This is a genomic window from Stenotrophomonas sp. PS02301 (assembly GCF_029959485.1).
Taxonomy (GTDB): Bacteria; Pseudomonadota; Gammaproteobacteria; order Xanthomonadales; family Xanthomonadaceae; genus Stenotrophomonas; species Stenotrophomonas maltophilia_Z.
The window spans coordinates 81,578-94,851 of sequence record NZ_JASCOO010000007.1 but is presented as its reverse complement, the minus strand read 5'-3'; the positions used below and the strand labels follow the sequence as shown (position 1 = coordinate 94,851).

Genomic DNA, 13,274 nt, shown 5'->3' with positions numbered 1-13,274 from the left:
CCGGAGTGGGCCACCCCGACGCTGTTCACCTCGGCCAAGCCGGCCACCTGCCAGCTGGCCAACTGAGCCCGGCCGACCGGCGCCCCCTCGCGGCGCCGGTCGGACCATTGGCCTCTGGCGGTCCTATACTCGGCGGTCATGTCGATTGCCGATCCCGTCTTCCTGCTGTTCACCACCTGCCCCGACGTGGCATGCGCCGCGCGGCTGGCACACGCGCTGGTGGACGAACGCCTGGCCGCGTGCGTGACGCGCCTGGACGGGGCGCATTCGACCTACCGCTGGCAGGGCGAGGTCACCGAGGACCATGAGGTCCAGTTGCTGATCAAGACCACCGGCAGCCGCCTGGACGCGGCGATCGCGCGTGTGCAGGCCCTGCATCCGTATGAACTCCCCGAGTGCATCGCGGTCGAAACCCGCGCCGGCCTACCGGCGTACCTGGATTGGATTCGGGCGCAGACCCGTGAGGAAAGTGATTGATGACGCTGTTTCGTCGTGTTGCCGCGCTGTGCGCATTGTTCGTGGTCTCCCTGCCGGCCTGGGCGGTCAGCGAAAAAGATCTGCTCCCGGTCGATGAGGCCTTCGGGCTGACTGCGCAGGCGCGCGACCGTGATCGCGTGGAGATCAGCTGGAAGATCGCCCCGGGCTATTACCTGTATCGCCATCGCACCACGGTCAAGGCCGCTGCCGGCTTCGATGCCGAGGCATTGCAGCTGCCGGCCGGCAAGAAGCACCACGATGATTTCTTCGGCGAGGTGGAGACCTACCGCGAACGCCTGACCGGCGTGCTGCCGGGCAAGGCCGCCGACGGCACCGACACCGTGACGCTGGAAGTGCGTTACCAGGGCTGCGCCGATGCGGGCGTGTGCTACCCACCGCAGAAGCGCACGCTGCAGGTGAAGCTGCCGGCCGGTGGCAGCGGTGCTGGCACCGCCCCCGCCCCCGCCGCCAGCGCTGCCGCTTCCCCGTTCAACACCCCGTTGGCCGGCAACACCGGCAGTGGCCTGCGCCTGCCCGGCACCAGCAACACCCAGGCGCTGCCGCTGCCCTCCGAGCGCGCGTTCGGCTTCGATGCGATCGTCGGCGATGGCAACACCGTGCTGCTGCGTTTCACGCCGGCGCCGGGCTACTACCTGTATCGCGACCGCACCTCGCTGGCGCTGGAAGGCGCGCCGGGCATCCGCGCGGACAAGCCGACATGGCCGGCCGCCAAATCGCATCGCGATGAGCACTTCGGCGATGTGGCGGTGTATTTCGACCAGATCGACGTGCCGTTGCCGCTGCGCCGCAGTACGGCCAGCGCAACCGATGCGACGCTGGTGATCACCTTCCAGGGCTGCCAGACCGATGGCATCTGCTACCCGCCGATGACGCGCCGGGTGAAGCTGGCGCTGCCGGCAGGCACGATCAACGCCAAGGCGAATGACGTCGCGCAGAAGACCGAGGTCATCGCGCCCCTGCCCAATCGCGACAAACGCGCACAGGCCCGCGGTGATGCCGGCACCGGCACCCAGCCGATGCTGATCCGCCCGAACGAACCCGCCCTGGCCGTGCCGGGCGACACCGCCGCCACCCCGGATGCCAGCGCGGACAACGCGCAGCGCACCCCGCCGCCGGTCGCCCCGGCCGCCGCACCGGGCAACCTGCTGGTGCTGCTGCTGTTCGCCGTGGCCGGTGGCCTGATCCTCAATCTGATGCCCTGCGTGCTGCCGATCCTGTCGCTGAAGGTGCTGGGCGTGGCGCAGAGCGGCGAGAGCCGCCAGCGCGCGCGCAGCCATGCGCTCTGGTACACCGCCGGCGTACTGGTCGCCTTCGCCGCCATCGGTGCACTGGTCATCGCGCTGCGTGCGGCGGGCCAGGCCGCGGGCTGGGGCTTCCAGCTGCAGCACCCGTGGTTCATCGCCGCGCTGGTGTACCTGATGTTTGCCGTGGGCCTGAGCCTGTCGGGCGTGTTCACCCTGGGCGGCAGCATGGGCGGGGTCGGCCAGTCGCTGGCCTCGCGCAGCGGCCCGGTCGGCGATTTCTTCACCGGCGTGCTCGCCTGCGTGGTGGCCAGCCCGTGCGTGGCCCCGTTCATGGGCCCGGCGCTGGCCTACGCCTTCGCTGCCCCCGGCCTGCAGGCGATGCTGGTGTTCCTGGCGCTCGGCCTGGGCCTGGCCCTGCCGTTCCTGCTGATCGGATTCGTGCCATCGCTGGCCCGCCGCCTGCCGCGCCCCGGCGCGTGGATGGAAACGCTCAAGCTGGTGCTGGCCTTCCCGATGTACGGCACCGCGATCTGGCTGCTGTGGGTACTGGGCAAGCAGCGCGGCGTGGATGCGATGGCGCTGGTGCTGGGCGGCCTGGTGATCCTGTCGCTGGCGCTGTGGTGGTTCGAGCGCAGCCGCTGGCGCAGTCAGCGTGTGGGCGGCCTGTTGGCCCTGCTGCTGGTCCTTGGCGCGCTGTACCCGATCTGGGGCGTGACCCGCATGGCGCCGCCGGCCAAGGCCGCGCAGCCGGCCAGCGACAACGTGGTCGAGTACTCGCCGCAGATGCTTGATCGCCTGCGCCAGGACAACCGCGTCGTGTTCGTCAACATGACGGCCGACTGGTGCGTGACCTGCAAGGCCAACGAACGCGCCGTGCTGGGCACCAACGCGTTCCAGGACACCCTGCGCCGGACCAACGCGGTCTACATGCGCGGCGACTACACCAATGTCGACCCGCAGATCACCGCGTTCCTGGATGAGCACAAGGCCGTCGGTGTGCCGCTGTATGTGGTCTATGGCCCGGGCGCACCGCCGACCGTGCTGCCGACGGTACTGACCCAGGCGCTGGTGGAAGAAGCGCTGCTGCGGACCGCGCGATGAGCCTGCGGCCACCACGGCGGACGGTCGTGGTGGTCGTGATCGCGGCCGTGCTCGGGATTGGCGCCGGCGTCTGGTTCGCCGGGCATGACGAGCGCCCGGCCAATGCCCCGCCACCGCCACGGCCGGTGGTGGTCGCGGCCCAACCGGGTGATCCGATGCCCGCGATCACCCTGCCGGACCTGCAAGGGCACCCGCAGCACCTGGCCAGCTTCCACGGGCGTCCGCTGCTGATCAACGTCTGGGCCAGCTGGTGCGGGCCGTGCGTGGAGGAAATGCCGGCGCTGACCACGTTTGCCGATGCCCAGGGCGCTACCGGCGTGCAGGTGCTCGGGCTGGCGCTGGATACGCCCGAGGGCGTGCGCGATTTCCTGACCCGCATCCCGGTCGCCTACCCGATCGTGCTCGATACTCCCGGCCCGGCCGACGCCAGCGTGCGTCTGGGCAATGCGCAGGGCCTGCTGCCGTATTCAGTACTGGTCGATGCGCAGGGGCGCATCGTGAAACAGAAGCTGGGGCCGTTTGCGGCCGGTGAGATCGAGGCCTGGGCAACGCACTGAGCCTGCTTGGCCGAGGTGACCGTCTGATCGAGAGGCCGTACTGGCCCGACCTGGGCTATTGACCGCCCCAGTGTGGGGGGACTTATAGATTGAGAACAGGGAAAGAACGGGAAAAAACGGAATGAAATGGGACGGAATGCCCGCCGTGCCGAGGTTTCGCGCCCTGAGTGACCTCTACTGATAGATATAGCCAAGGTTTGCGAAAAAGGCCGCCCAAGGCTATCAGGGACACATGAAATGCAAAACGGCCGCCAGAGATGGCGGCCGTTTTTGCGTCGTTTAAAGGCCCTTTACCGGGCAGGCGGTGAATCCGGTGGATCGCACGGCGTATGCAGGCAGTCCTCCAGCCTCCGCAGTCTCGCGAGCACCTGGTCGAGCTGGTCGGCCCCCAGGTATTTCAGCGCCGGGACGCCCTGGTGTTCCAAGGCGCGGTCCACTTCACGTTGCCACCCGTACCGGGCGGCAATGTCCTGAATCTCAATCTTTGCGCGGGCGCGCCTGAGATGAACTGCAATGGCGGGCGGCTCTACAGCCCTGTCGTTCCAGGGCGTTCGAGGAATCGCGTCCCTCAAGATCGCCCTCAGCCTACCTACCAGTTGACGCTGTTGCTCCATTCCTTGCCCCTGTGGTGATCATCCCGACCGTTTGCCGCGCGAAAGGACGAACCTCGGCCTCTGGCAGTCCTTTTTCCAGCAGTTGCAGCAGAAGCACCAATGCTTCGCCGTGCTGGGTCGGGGCCAGCTGCGCATTTGCATCGTCCAGCGCCTCCTGCAGCAACTGTGCGGCGATCTTCACAGACGCGTGACTCACAGCCTGAGACTGAGGTAAGCCATTGTTTTGACGGGGAGTCCCGTCAGAATCTAGACGCTGAGGACCTTTCCCGGTCAACAGCCAGTTGGCGTTCCAGCCACGGGCCACCAGCGCGCCCAAACCATCAGCACCGATCTCACGAAGCCCCCGCTCCCACCGGCTGTAGGTCGTTTTCGACACGTTCAACGCCTGAGCCATTTCCGCCTGGGTCAGGTGCGCCCGAGCGGAAACAAGTCGGGAGGCTATTTGCGCCCATTCGGACTTCGCACTTTCCGCGTCCGAAGTGCGAAGCGCTGCTGTGGAGTCGGTCATTGTTTCGCACTTCCCATAAGTAACTGATTAGACAACCAAAAACGGATGAATCTTCCATTTGGACGCCATCCAGAAAGTGCGAAGTCCGAAAGGACGTTGACAAGCGTCCATTCGGGCGTATTATCTGCTCCGAAGTCATCACTCAACGGACAGGTACGAAGTGTCAGCAACGAATGCCCCGAGAAAAGCCAGTCCTGCTAAGGACTGGCATCCCGCCGACATCGTAGCCGCGCTGCATCGCAGGAAGATCTCCCTGCGCCAGCTCGCACTACTGAATGGCTACACCAATGCGACCAGTCTCAACACCGCTCTCCGCCGGCCGTACCCGCAAGCCGAGGCCCTGATCGCAGAGGCGCTCGGAGAGCTTCCTCAGGTGATCTGGCCAACCAGGTACGACGGCGACGGCAAGCCGAACCGTGGCCAGGGGGGGCGCAAACCGCTGCTCCCCCCTGGTGCAAAGCCTAGCAGCCTGCGCGCAAGCCGCAATCCACAAATGGGTGCCGGCCAATGAAGGTCGCATCTATCTACACCAGCTTCCCCCCGGCACTGCGGTGCCAACTACGAGCAGGAGACGCAAGGATGAATCGTCACCCCCGCCAGGACTTCCGCCCCTATGACTTTTTCCTCGCCCCCAAGCCGGTCGCCCAGACCGCCGGGACGATGGATTTTCGGGCTGCAGTCAGCGTCATGGTCGGCCAAATGCTGGAGAAAGCCCACGCGGCGGGCCTTGATCGCTACGAGGTAGCCGCTCGCGCCAGCCGCCTGACCGGCCAGCACATCTCTAAGGCCATGTTGGACGGCTACACCGCGCCCAGCCGCCAGACCTTCAACGTTCCGCCGTGGATCGCCCCGGTCCTGCAGGTCGTCTGCGGCTGCAGCGAGCTGGCGGAATGGCAGGCCGAAACCATCGGCGGCCAACTGCTGCTTGGTGCTGACACGTTGGACGCCGAGATCGGCCGCATGGAGCGGCAGCGTATGAGCGCAAACAAGAAGCTGCGCGCGCTGCGCTCCCTAAGCGAGAGGAGCCTGTAATGGCGGACGGTTCGCTGCCGAATCGAGACGCTCTCGATCTGGCCTCCCTGGCTGCGGCGCTCGGAAAGTCCAAGCGTGCGGTCGAACTCCGCGCCAACCGCGAGGAGTGGTCCTTTGAATCGCGCACGGTGCGCGGCGGCAAGCAGCGCCTTTTCGTGGTGCCGAACCTCCCGGTCGACGTCCAGGCGGCGGTTGCCCTTTCTTCCCAGGCAAAGGCCAAGCCGCGTGCCGCTGTGAAGCGCGAAACCAGCGAAGCGGCGATCAGCTCCGCATGGAAGCGATATGAGGCGGTCCCCCAGCACCTGAAAGAGGAAGCCCAACGCCGTCTTCGTGCCCTGCAGGCCGTGGAGAGCCTGGTGAAGGATGGTCGGCCGGTAATGGACGCTCGCACCCTGATCGCCGCCCAGCTGCAGCGAGAGAACGTGCGTGGCGCAAGCGTGGCCAGCCTCGGCCGATGGGCCGCGCTGGTCGCAAAGGTCGACACGCAGCACCGCTTGGCGGCGCTGGTGCCGGCGTACACCGGCCGTACCGCGAAGGCAGAGATTCCCGCCCAGGCGTGGGACGTATTCAAGGCCGACTACTTGCGGGTTGAAGCCCCCAGCGCGAGCAGCTGCTACGACCGCCTGCAGCGCATTGCTACGGTCAACGAATGGCCCGACTTGCCGTGCTTGAAGACCTTCCAGCGCCGCATTGAGGCCGAGCTGCCGCGCGCGGTGCTGATCCTGGCACGCCAGGGCCAGGAGAAGTTCAACCAAACCTTCCCGGCACAGGAGCGTGATCGCTCGGTCTTCCATGCATTGGAAGCAGTCAACAGCGACGGCCACAAGTTCGACGTGTTCGCCAGGTGGCCTGACGGCACTGTGGCGCGCCCGATCATGGTCGGCGTCCAGGACCTCTATAGCGGCAAGCTGCTGGGTTACCGGATCGCCGAGACCGAGTCCGCCGACCTGGCCCGGTTCGCCTTCCGTGACGTGATGGAGCGCTACGGCATTCCCTCGAAGGTCTGGCTGGATAACGGTCGCGGCTTCGCCTCCAAGATGCTTACTGGCGGCACAGCAAACCGATTCCGCTTCAAGGTGCGCGAGGACGACCCCACGGGCGTTCTGACCGCGATGGGCTGCGAGATCCACTGGGCTACGCCGTATCACGGCCAGGCCAAGCCCATCGAGCGAGCGTGGCGTGACCTCTGCGATCGAATCGCCAAGCATCCGGCCTTCGCTGGCGCTTACACGGGCAACAAGCCCGATGCGAAGCCCGAGAACTACGGCAGCAAGGCGATTCACCTGGACGAGTTCGTCCGGGTGGTCAACGAAGAGATCGCTGCCCACAACGCCCGTGAGGGTCGCCGCACCCGGACTGCCGCTGGCCGCAGCTTCGACGCCGCATTCCAAGAGAGCTACGCGACGGCACCGATTCGCAAGGCAACGCCTGAGCAGCTGCGCGAACTGCTGCTCTCGACCGACGTGGTTACTGGCGATCGCCGGGATGGCTCAGTCCGCCTGTCAGGCAACCGGTACTGGAGCGAAGCCATCGCGCCCTACGCGGGGCAGAAGCTGATGCTGCGCTTCGACCCGGAGCAGCTCCACCAAGCGGTTCAGGCCTACACCCTGGCCAACGTCTACATCGGCCAGGCCGAATGCATCGCCGCCGTTGGCTTCGCCGATACCGGCGCGGCTCGCGAACACGCACGGGCCAAAAAGCAGTACCGGACCGCCACTCGCAAGCAGTTGGACGCAGAGCGCCGGATGGATGCGGCAAAGGTCGCCGCGCAGCTGCCTTCGCCGATGCCTGAAGAGCTGCCACCGGCCGGTGTGATCGCACCGATCTTTGGTCGCCGCAAGGCAGCGCCCCAGGTCGAGGCCGAGCATCGTCGCACTGGCACGGATGACAACGAAGTCGCCTTTATCTCTCTGATGGGTCAGATGGCCACGCGCAATCAGGCCACCTCGCTCTGGCCGGCACCGGAGGACGACGCGTAATGCAAACCGGCCAAGCGCAGACGGGATTTATGAGGCGACGGGAATACCTGGATCGCTTCGCCAAGGAAGGCTCCCATCCGGCTCGGTATCGAACCGCAGCCCGCATTCAATCCGGTGTCGACCTGAGGGTGAATCCTCGCGGCACCGCACCCGGAGCGGGCCTGGCAAAGCGGAAGGTCCGCCTCGCCAAGTTCAAGCGCCAGCCACTTCCACCGCAGCAACCCAACTTTCCCAAGGAACTTCGCACCATGAATGTCAGCACCCTGCCCACGGCACAGCTCGAAGAACTCTCCCCGGAGCAGCTGTCCGATCTGCGCGATCGCATCCGCGCGGTAGCAGAGGACGATAAGAGTTACTCCCAGGCCAGGATCGCCCGCGAAGCCGATCTCAGCGGCACGACGCTTTCCCAGTTCCTGGGCGGCTCCTACGCCGGCAATCTGCAGAACGTCGGCCGCAAGCTCATGAACTGGCTCAGTTCACTGGATGAGCGCAACAGCGCCGGCCAGATGCCGGAAGGCCCCGAATGGGTGAAGACCCAGACGGGCGAGAAGATCATCGCTGGCCTGCAGTACGCCCAGATGGCCGCCGATGTGGTCGTGATTTGTGGCGGCGCAGGCGTCGGCAAGACCAAGGCCATCGAGCGTTACCGCAAGTCCAATCCGAACGTCTGGCACGTAGAGCTGACGCCAGCGACCGGCAGCGTTCTGACCTGTTTGCAGGAAATCGCCTTTGCTATGGGCATGCGTGACCTGACGAACTCCAGCGCCTACCTGCAGCGCGCAATCTTCGCCAAGGCGCGCGGCACCAACGGCTTGCTGGTGCTGGATGAGGCGCAGCACCTGTCGGTGCCGGCTCTGGATCAGGTGCGCGCCATCAATGACCAGGCGGGTATCGGCCTGGTGCTGTGTGGCAATGAGCGGGTGTACCAGCAGATGAGCGGCGGCAACCGCGCGGCCTACTTGGACCGCCTGTACAGCCGCGTCGGCAAGAAGATCGTGCTGAAGAAGGCAACTGTCGCGGATGCCGACGCGATCATCGCCGCATGGGGTATCGAAGACAGCCCCTGCAAAGAACAGATCCGCTCGATCGCTGCGACGCCGGGTGCGCTGCGAGTCCTGAACAAGGTGCTGCGCCTGGCTGCGATTTACGCCAAGGCCAACAAGCGCGGCATCTGCTGCGATTCGATCCGCTACGCGGCGCAGGAGCTGGGGGTCCTGGGCTGATGGCCAGGCAGATTCCTCGCATCACCGCCGACCTGATCAGCGCGATCGCCGTGATCGAGCAGCTCTCCAGCAAAGAGGCGCTGCGTCAGCGCTGCCACGTTGTCCAGGCGATTGCCAAGCGCGGCACGCCCGTTGATGCCCTGACCGTTGGCGAGCTGCTCCAGCTCGCCAACGACTCCAAGCAGTACGCCAATCCACCGAGGGAGATCCCTGCATGACCAGTTCAACGAAGTCCGTACCGACCTTCAACGACCTTCTGCAGACTGCGCAGGGCGCAGTGGCCCAGCTGGCCGGTCATGGCTGCGTGCCGCGCTCGATCTCGATCACGGGGGCCAAACCGTTGATCGTGATTGACGCTCCGCGCGACCACGCCTTCCTCGGCGGTGTTCAGCACGTCCGCCGGGGCGGCGGCGAGATGGTCAATCGCACCGTCATGGCCGCGCCGTTCCACGGCTGCCAGATCGAGTGGGACGTCTGCTCCCTGGCTCCGGTCCACACCCGGCACTGAAGCGAACCAGGACGCAGAGGAAACCAACATGAACAACTCCACCTACACCGATGCTCAGCGCGAAGAGGTCCAGAGCCGCATTGTGGCTGAAGCCGCCGCGCTGGGCGGGATGATCACGGCACCGCAGCTGCGGGAAGTCCTCGGCGATGTGCCCGCAGGCGAGCGTGCCCAGGCAGTAGTCGCCCTCCAGCAGCAGGGAAAGCTGGAGACGGCCGGCTCCGCTGCCGGGGCGATTCATTCGCTGGTCCGGCCGGCGATCGCCACCGTCATTGCCCGCGTCGGCCCCTACGAAGGGCTGGGCCTCCCGGCCAGTCCGTCGTGCCTGATTGAGGCAGCGCCGCCGCCGCGACGCCAGGACGATCCGCTCGCACTGCGCAACCGGATCAACGCCATCAGCCAGGACCTCGATGAGGCGCTGGTAGACGCCTGCAGCATCGAGCTGCCGCACACCACCATCCAGAACCTGCTGTCCGCCAGCCGCGCCACCCGCGCCGCCGCAGACAGCGTCAGCAACTAATCACGAAATGGAGAGCAACACCATGCAAGCTGCCACCATCCCCGCCGGTTACCGAGCGGATGCAAGGGGGAACCTGGTCCCCGAGAAGAACATCCGCCCCATCGACCAGGCACGCGACGAGCTGGTCGGTGAACTGGCGGCGGAAGCCAAGAAACTGAACGTGCTGCTGGCCGCCTTCAAGCTGCGCGCCCACGCCGACATCGCCGCATTCGTGCAGCTCAGCGCCGAGCAGTACCGGGTAGCGGTTGGCGGAAAGAAGGGCAATGTCACGCTCATCGCCTTCGACGGGCGTTTCAAGATCATTCGTCAGATCCAAGAGAGCATCCGCTTCGATGAGCGCCTGCAGGCCGCAAAGGCACTGATCGATGCGTGCCTGATCGAGTGGACCGAGGACGCGTCCCCTGAGATCCGCGCCATCATCAACGACGCCTTCCGGATGGACCAGCAGGGCAACATCCGCACGGGCCAGGTTCTGTCGCTGCGCCGCCTGCAGATCGATGACGACCGCTGGCAACGCGCCATGCTGGCTATCGGCGAGGCCGTCCAGGTCGTGGGCAGCAAGTCCTACGTGCGCGTGTATGAGCGTGATGACAAGGGCAAGTACCAGCCCATCACCCTCGACATGGCGGGGGTCTGACATGGTCACGACCCAGCCCACCCCCGAGGTGCTTGAGCGCGCTGCTCAGATCGCCGACAAGACGGTTCGGAGCGACATCGAACTCTTCGCCAAGAGCACATGGATTGATGACGTGCAGTTCTACGACGTCACCACGCCCCGGCTCTACGATGAAGACGTCGCAGAGGTGAATGACGCGCTGGAGTACATCCAGCTGCGAGGGGATGTCTTCCCGTGGGTAATGCACCGCCATCCGGTGCATGCGCATCTTGTGCGCTTTGAAGACAAGGCCCCGCCGAGCGCGGCGAACATCTCGGGCGAACCCAAGGTGGCACATGAATAAGGAGGACTGGAAGAAGTTCGAGGCTTCGCTGCAACACCCCTTCGCCGGTGGTGCGGACCTCAAGGCAGACGGCCATGACCTTCAGATCCGGGTGACGCCTTTGAAGAACCTGCGCTACACGATCAGCGTTTATGTGGATGGCTACATCAAGAGCGAGTACATGAGGCCTGGCAGCGCCATCGGGGCGAAGTTCTATCGTGCTGAAAAAGTTTGCTTTTACGGCCGCGCAGCCCAGGCAAAGCTGATGAAGGAGTGCGGGAAGCGTTTCGCCAAGAAGGAGATCGCTGACGCCACCAGGGTCATTCATGTGTCCAACTGGAATACGGCTACAGCCCTGCGTCGCCACCTGACGAAGACTTGCTCCAGCATCGAGCTTGTCCGCGCAGGCTATCCGGCGGAATCAGCATGACCGCCAAGAAAGACCCCCGGCGGGCACAGATCGCCAAGATCCACGTCGCTGTGTCCCAGCTGGGCATGGATGACGACACGTATAGGGATCTGCTGCGGCGCGTGACCGGGAAAGACTCTTCCGCACGCATGTCGGTGGCTGAGCGCGACCAGGTCCTGCAGGAGCTGAAGCGCTTGGGGTTCCGCGACGGCAAGAAAGCAGACGGTTCCTCAGCGTTCCCTGGGCGGCCTGAGGCGGTGGACGGAACCCCGCTGCTGCAGAAGGTGGAGGCGCTGCTCGCTGACGCCGGCCGGCCCTGGAGCTACGCGACTGCGGTGGCGACACGCATGTTCCAGGTAGAGCGCCTGGAGTGGTTGAACAGCGACCAGCTGCATCGGCTGGTCGCGGCATTACAGATTGACGCCAAGAGGAGCGGCAGGCAGTGACCGATCAGACCAGCTACGAGCAAACGATGAAAGCAGCAACGGAGAGCGCCCTGCAAATGACCTTTGAACGGGTGATGACACTGCCGCCCGTCCAGGTGATCCCCTACCTGACCAACATGGTGCAGATCGGCGTGGAGCTGCTCCGGGCCGGCGGTAAGGAGGACGCCTTCGTGCGTGAGTTCCTGGGAGCGGCCACGGCCAGCCTCGACTCGCCGCCCAAGTTCACCCTGAAGGATCTCCGGGTCCACTGATGAAAGCCACCTGTCCCGAATGTGGCTGCCAGGGCCACGTCGTCACCTTCTTCGTTGAAGAGGACGGCAAACGCCTGGCGATGACTATGGCCGGCATGCCCAGCCCGGAGCTGGGAAAGGCCGTGCTGGGCTACCTCGGCCTCTTCAAGCCGCCGAAGACCGCCCTGCGCCTCCAGCGAGCGGCCAAGATCGCCCAGGAAGTGGCTGACCTCGTCGCAAAGGGCGATGTCTGTCGTGACGAGAGGTCGGGCATCCGCCGCCCCGCACGCCCGGCCCAATGGGCTGCCGGCATTGAGCAGATGCTGGCGCAACGCGCCTCGCTCTCGCTGCCGCTGGAGTCGCATGGCTACCTCCGTACTGTCGTTTTCGGACTGGCCGACAAGATGGACGCGGCCGCTGAGCGTCAGCGCGAGTCGGATGCGCGGAGCGGCAGGCATCTAGAGCGCTCCGCCGGTGGGACGGCCAGCGTCGACGTGTCCCCCAACAAAGAAACGCCCCTGCAGAGCGCAATGGCCTGGATCTCACAGATGATGGAGTTTGGGCAGTTCACTGCTGAAGAGGCGGAAGAAGAGCGCCGCAAGGCACGCGAGAAGCACGGAGACAAGTGATGGATGACCAGCGCGACCTGATCGGAATGCCCGCAGGCGACGAGGCCGAAGAGATGCTCGCGCGTGCGCCAATGGAACTGCCCGAGGCTCAGTGGGCCGGGATGCTGAGCGCCCTGGTGGCTGTCGTAGAGAGCAAGTTCCGGCGTTTGGGCCTGGACGAGGAGACCGCTACCAGGCTGGCGATCGCCGCCGTCTTGGCCCAAGGCGAGTACGCCGGGGGACGGTCCATCTACATCCCGCGAGGAATGCGGCTGAAGAACGCGCTGCGGGATGCTGATATCTACCGCCGGGCCAAGAGGGGTAACATTCCCCGCCTGGCGCAAGAGTTTGACCTGACTGAGGTCAGCGTTTACCGAATTCTTCGCGAGCAAAGGGATCTTTACCTTGCGAGGGTGCAAGGCCGGCTGAATTTTGGAGATGAAGCGTGAAGGGAGTATCTGAGAACAAGGAACTGGTCGTCGTGGCGTGTCTGGTCGTCGCCCTTGTGGTCGGTGGTTCTATCTGGGCGGGTTGGGGAGCAAGCATGTGGAGATTCCACAAGGCGCGCTCCCTTGTCGCAGAGCAGATGCGCTATCCAGACCCGGTATTTAGGAAACTTCATATGGGGAACGACAGCTACTCGGTGTGCGGCGAGGTCAGCAGCGGTGGGGCCATGTTTCGACGGTTCTATGCTGGCGAGGCTTATTCGCGAGTCGATCCCGACCCCAGCAACGGTCGAATCCCGGAAATGGTGGATCATTCGTTCTGGAAGGAATACTGGGCAGTCTGCTCCGATAGGCCCTGAGTTCACCAAGGCCCGTATTTGGCCCATAAAGCCCTGCTCCGGCGGGGCTTTTTCATT

General features: G+C 65.2%; 19 protein-coding genes. 18 read left to right on the top strand and 1 reads right to left on the bottom strand.

Annotation, left to right across the window (positions count from 1 at the left end):
• Nucleotides 1-138: 138 nt before the first annotated feature.
• The 3 genes from cutA to QMX81_RS03510 are packed head-to-tail and all read left to right on the top strand — an operon-like array spanning nucleotide 139 to nucleotide 3,400.
• On the top strand, nucleotides 139-477 hold the full coding sequence (gene cutA / locus QMX81_RS03520) for a divalent-cation tolerance protein CutA (RefSeq protein WP_121040344.1): 339 nt from the start codon (nucleotides 139-141) through the stop codon (nucleotides 475-477).
• A complete protein-coding gene (locus QMX81_RS03515; protein WP_183073712.1) occupies nucleotides 477-2,843 on the top strand; it encodes a protein-disulfide reductase DsbD domain-containing protein in 2,367 nt (788 codons plus the stop codon). Before cutA ends, QMX81_RS03515 begins: the two co-directional genes overlap by 1 nt.
• On the top strand, nucleotides 2,840-3,400 hold the full coding sequence (locus QMX81_RS03510; RefSeq protein WP_121040348.1) for a TlpA disulfide reductase family protein: 561 nt from the start codon (nucleotides 2,840-2,842) through the stop codon (nucleotides 3,398-3,400). Before QMX81_RS03515 ends, QMX81_RS03510 begins: the two co-directional genes overlap by 4 nt.
• Before the next feature lie 585 nt (nucleotides 3,401-3,985).
• On the opposite strand, the gene QMX81_RS03505 is transcribed toward QMX81_RS03510, so the two are convergent.
• Nucleotides 3,986-4,522, bottom strand: coding sequence for a helix-turn-helix domain-containing protein (locus tag QMX81_RS03505; RefSeq protein ID WP_282258559.1), 537 nt, complete (start codon nucleotides 4,520-4,522; stop codon nucleotides 3,986-3,988).
• 160 nt (nucleotides 4,523-4,682) lie between these two features.
• Here QMX81_RS03505 and QMX81_RS03500 point away from each other — a divergent pair, with 160 nt between their 5' ends.
• The 15 genes from QMX81_RS03500 to QMX81_RS03430 all read left to right on the top strand — a co-directional run bounded on the left by QMX81_RS03500 (nucleotide 4,683) and on the right by QMX81_RS03430 (nucleotide 13,217).
• Nucleotides 4,683-5,033: a helix-turn-helix transcriptional regulator gene (locus tag QMX81_RS03500; RefSeq protein ID WP_282258557.1), complete on the top strand. Its 351-nt coding sequence runs from the start codon at nucleotides 4,683-4,685 to the stop codon at nucleotides 5,031-5,033.
• 68 nt (nucleotides 5,034-5,101) lie between these two features.
• Nucleotides 5,102-5,554, top strand: coding sequence for a hypothetical protein (locus tag QMX81_RS03495; RefSeq protein WP_282258555.1), 453 nt, complete (start codon nucleotides 5,102-5,104; stop codon nucleotides 5,552-5,554).
• A complete protein-coding gene (locus tag QMX81_RS03490) occupies nucleotides 5,554-7,533 on the top strand; it encodes a transposase domain-containing protein (protein WP_282258553.1) in 1,980 nt (659 codons plus the stop codon). Before QMX81_RS03495 ends, QMX81_RS03490 begins: the two co-directional genes overlap by 1 nt.
• Nucleotides 7,533-8,756 (top strand): AAA family ATPase, encoded by a 1,224-nt coding sequence (locus QMX81_RS03485; protein ID WP_282258551.1) that lies wholly within the window; start codon nucleotides 7,533-7,535, stop codon nucleotides 8,754-8,756. Before QMX81_RS03490 ends, QMX81_RS03485 begins: the two co-directional genes overlap by 1 nt.
• A complete protein-coding gene (locus tag QMX81_RS03480) occupies nucleotides 8,756-8,974 on the top strand; it encodes a hypothetical protein (RefSeq protein WP_282258549.1) in 219 nt (72 codons plus the stop codon). Before QMX81_RS03485 ends, QMX81_RS03480 begins: the two co-directional genes overlap by 1 nt.
• On the top strand, nucleotides 8,971-9,264 hold the full coding sequence (locus tag QMX81_RS03475) for a hypothetical protein (RefSeq protein ID WP_282258547.1): 294 nt from the start codon (nucleotides 8,971-8,973) through the stop codon (nucleotides 9,262-9,264). Before QMX81_RS03480 ends, QMX81_RS03475 begins: the two co-directional genes overlap by 4 nt.
• Nucleotides 9,265-9,292: 28 nt before the next feature.
• The gene (locus QMX81_RS03470; protein ID WP_282258545.1) at nucleotides 9,293-9,781 is read left to right on the top strand and encodes a hypothetical protein; all 489 of its coding nucleotides are present in this window, start codon (nucleotides 9,293-9,295) and stop codon (nucleotides 9,779-9,781) included.
• Between the two features lie 22 nt (nucleotides 9,782-9,803).
• Nucleotides 9,804-10,418, top strand: coding sequence for a DUF3164 family protein (locus QMX81_RS03465; protein ID WP_282258543.1), 615 nt, complete (start codon nucleotides 9,804-9,806; stop codon nucleotides 10,416-10,418).
• 1 nt (nucleotide 10,419) lies between these two features.
• Nucleotides 10,420-10,740, top strand: a complete 321-nt coding sequence (locus QMX81_RS03460) for a hypothetical protein (protein WP_282258542.1) — start codon at nucleotides 10,420-10,422, stop codon at nucleotides 10,738-10,740.
• Nucleotides 10,733-11,149 (top strand): hypothetical protein, encoded by a 417-nt coding sequence (locus tag QMX81_RS03455; RefSeq protein WP_282258540.1) that lies wholly within the window; start codon nucleotides 10,733-10,735, stop codon nucleotides 11,147-11,149. Before QMX81_RS03460 ends, QMX81_RS03455 begins: the two co-directional genes overlap by 8 nt.
• Nucleotides 11,146-11,574, top strand: coding sequence for a regulatory protein GemA (locus QMX81_RS03450; RefSeq protein WP_282258538.1), 429 nt, complete (start codon nucleotides 11,146-11,148; stop codon nucleotides 11,572-11,574). The genes QMX81_RS03455 and QMX81_RS03450 overlap by 4 nt, the downstream gene beginning before the upstream one ends.
• On the top strand, nucleotides 11,571-11,825 hold the full coding sequence (locus tag QMX81_RS03445; RefSeq protein WP_282258536.1) for a hypothetical protein: 255 nt from the start codon (nucleotides 11,571-11,573) through the stop codon (nucleotides 11,823-11,825). Before QMX81_RS03450 ends, QMX81_RS03445 begins: the two co-directional genes overlap by 4 nt.
• The gene (locus QMX81_RS03440; RefSeq protein ID WP_282258535.1) at nucleotides 11,825-12,433 is read left to right on the top strand and encodes a hypothetical protein; all 609 of its coding nucleotides are present in this window, start codon (nucleotides 11,825-11,827) and stop codon (nucleotides 12,431-12,433) included. Before QMX81_RS03445 ends, QMX81_RS03440 begins: the two co-directional genes overlap by 1 nt.
• Nucleotides 12,433-12,861 (top strand): Mor transcription activator family protein, encoded by a 429-nt coding sequence (locus tag QMX81_RS03435; RefSeq protein WP_282258534.1) that lies wholly within the window; start codon nucleotides 12,433-12,435, stop codon nucleotides 12,859-12,861. The genes QMX81_RS03440 and QMX81_RS03435 overlap by 1 nt, the downstream gene beginning before the upstream one ends.
• Nucleotides 12,858-13,217 carry a hypothetical protein gene (locus QMX81_RS03430; RefSeq protein WP_282258533.1) on the top strand — a complete coding sequence of 120 codons (360 nt, stop codon included), beginning with the start codon at nucleotides 12,858-12,860 and terminating at the stop codon, nucleotides 13,215-13,217. The genes QMX81_RS03435 and QMX81_RS03430 overlap by 4 nt, the downstream gene beginning before the upstream one ends.
• The last annotated feature ends 57 nt before the right edge of the window (nucleotides 13,218-13,274 follow it).

What these genes read in the sequence shown, in the direction of transcription:
- cutA (WP_121040344.1), top strand. Translation starts at nt 139, where the DNA reads ATGTCGATTGCCGATCCCGTCTTCCTGCTGTTCACCACCTGCCCCGAC.
- QMX81_RS03515 (WP_183073712.1), top strand. Translation starts at nt 477, where the DNA reads ATGACGCTGTTTCGTCGTGTTGCCGCGCTGTGCGCATTGTTCGTGGTC.
- QMX81_RS03510 (WP_121040348.1), top strand. Translation starts at nt 2,840, where the DNA reads ATGAGCCTGCGGCCACCACGGCGGACGGTCGTGGTGGTCGTGATCGCG.
- QMX81_RS03505 (WP_282258559.1), bottom strand. Translation starts at nt 4,522, where the DNA reads ATGACCGACTCCACAGCAGCGCTTCGCACTTCGGACGCGGAAAGTGCG.
- QMX81_RS03495 (WP_282258555.1), top strand. Translation starts at nt 5,102, where the DNA reads ATGAATCGTCACCCCCGCCAGGACTTCCGCCCCTATGACTTTTTCCTC.
- QMX81_RS03490 (WP_282258553.1), top strand. Translation starts at nt 5,554, where the DNA reads ATGGCGGACGGTTCGCTGCCGAATCGAGACGCTCTCGATCTGGCCTCC.
- QMX81_RS03485 (WP_282258551.1), top strand. Translation starts at nt 7,533, where the DNA reads ATGCAAACCGGCCAAGCGCAGACGGGATTTATGAGGCGACGGGAATAC.
- QMX81_RS03480 (WP_282258549.1), top strand. Translation starts at nt 8,756, where the DNA reads ATGGCCAGGCAGATTCCTCGCATCACCGCCGACCTGATCAGCGCGATC.
- QMX81_RS03475 (WP_282258547.1), top strand. Translation starts at nt 8,971, where the DNA reads ATGACCAGTTCAACGAAGTCCGTACCGACCTTCAACGACCTTCTGCAG.
- QMX81_RS03470 (WP_282258545.1), top strand. Translation starts at nt 9,293, where the DNA reads ATGAACAACTCCACCTACACCGATGCTCAGCGCGAAGAGGTCCAGAGC.
- QMX81_RS03465 (WP_282258543.1), top strand. Translation starts at nt 9,804, where the DNA reads ATGCAAGCTGCCACCATCCCCGCCGGTTACCGAGCGGATGCAAGGGGG.
- QMX81_RS03460 (WP_282258542.1), top strand. Translation starts at nt 10,420, where the DNA reads ATGGTCACGACCCAGCCCACCCCCGAGGTGCTTGAGCGCGCTGCTCAG.
- QMX81_RS03455 (WP_282258540.1), top strand. Translation starts at nt 10,733, where the DNA reads ATGAATAAGGAGGACTGGAAGAAGTTCGAGGCTTCGCTGCAACACCCC.
- QMX81_RS03450 (WP_282258538.1), top strand. Translation starts at nt 11,146, where the DNA reads ATGACCGCCAAGAAAGACCCCCGGCGGGCACAGATCGCCAAGATCCAC.
- QMX81_RS03440 (WP_282258535.1), top strand. Translation starts at nt 11,825, where the DNA reads ATGAAAGCCACCTGTCCCGAATGTGGCTGCCAGGGCCACGTCGTCACC.
- QMX81_RS03435 (WP_282258534.1), top strand. Translation starts at nt 12,433, where the DNA reads ATGGATGACCAGCGCGACCTGATCGGAATGCCCGCAGGCGACGAGGCC.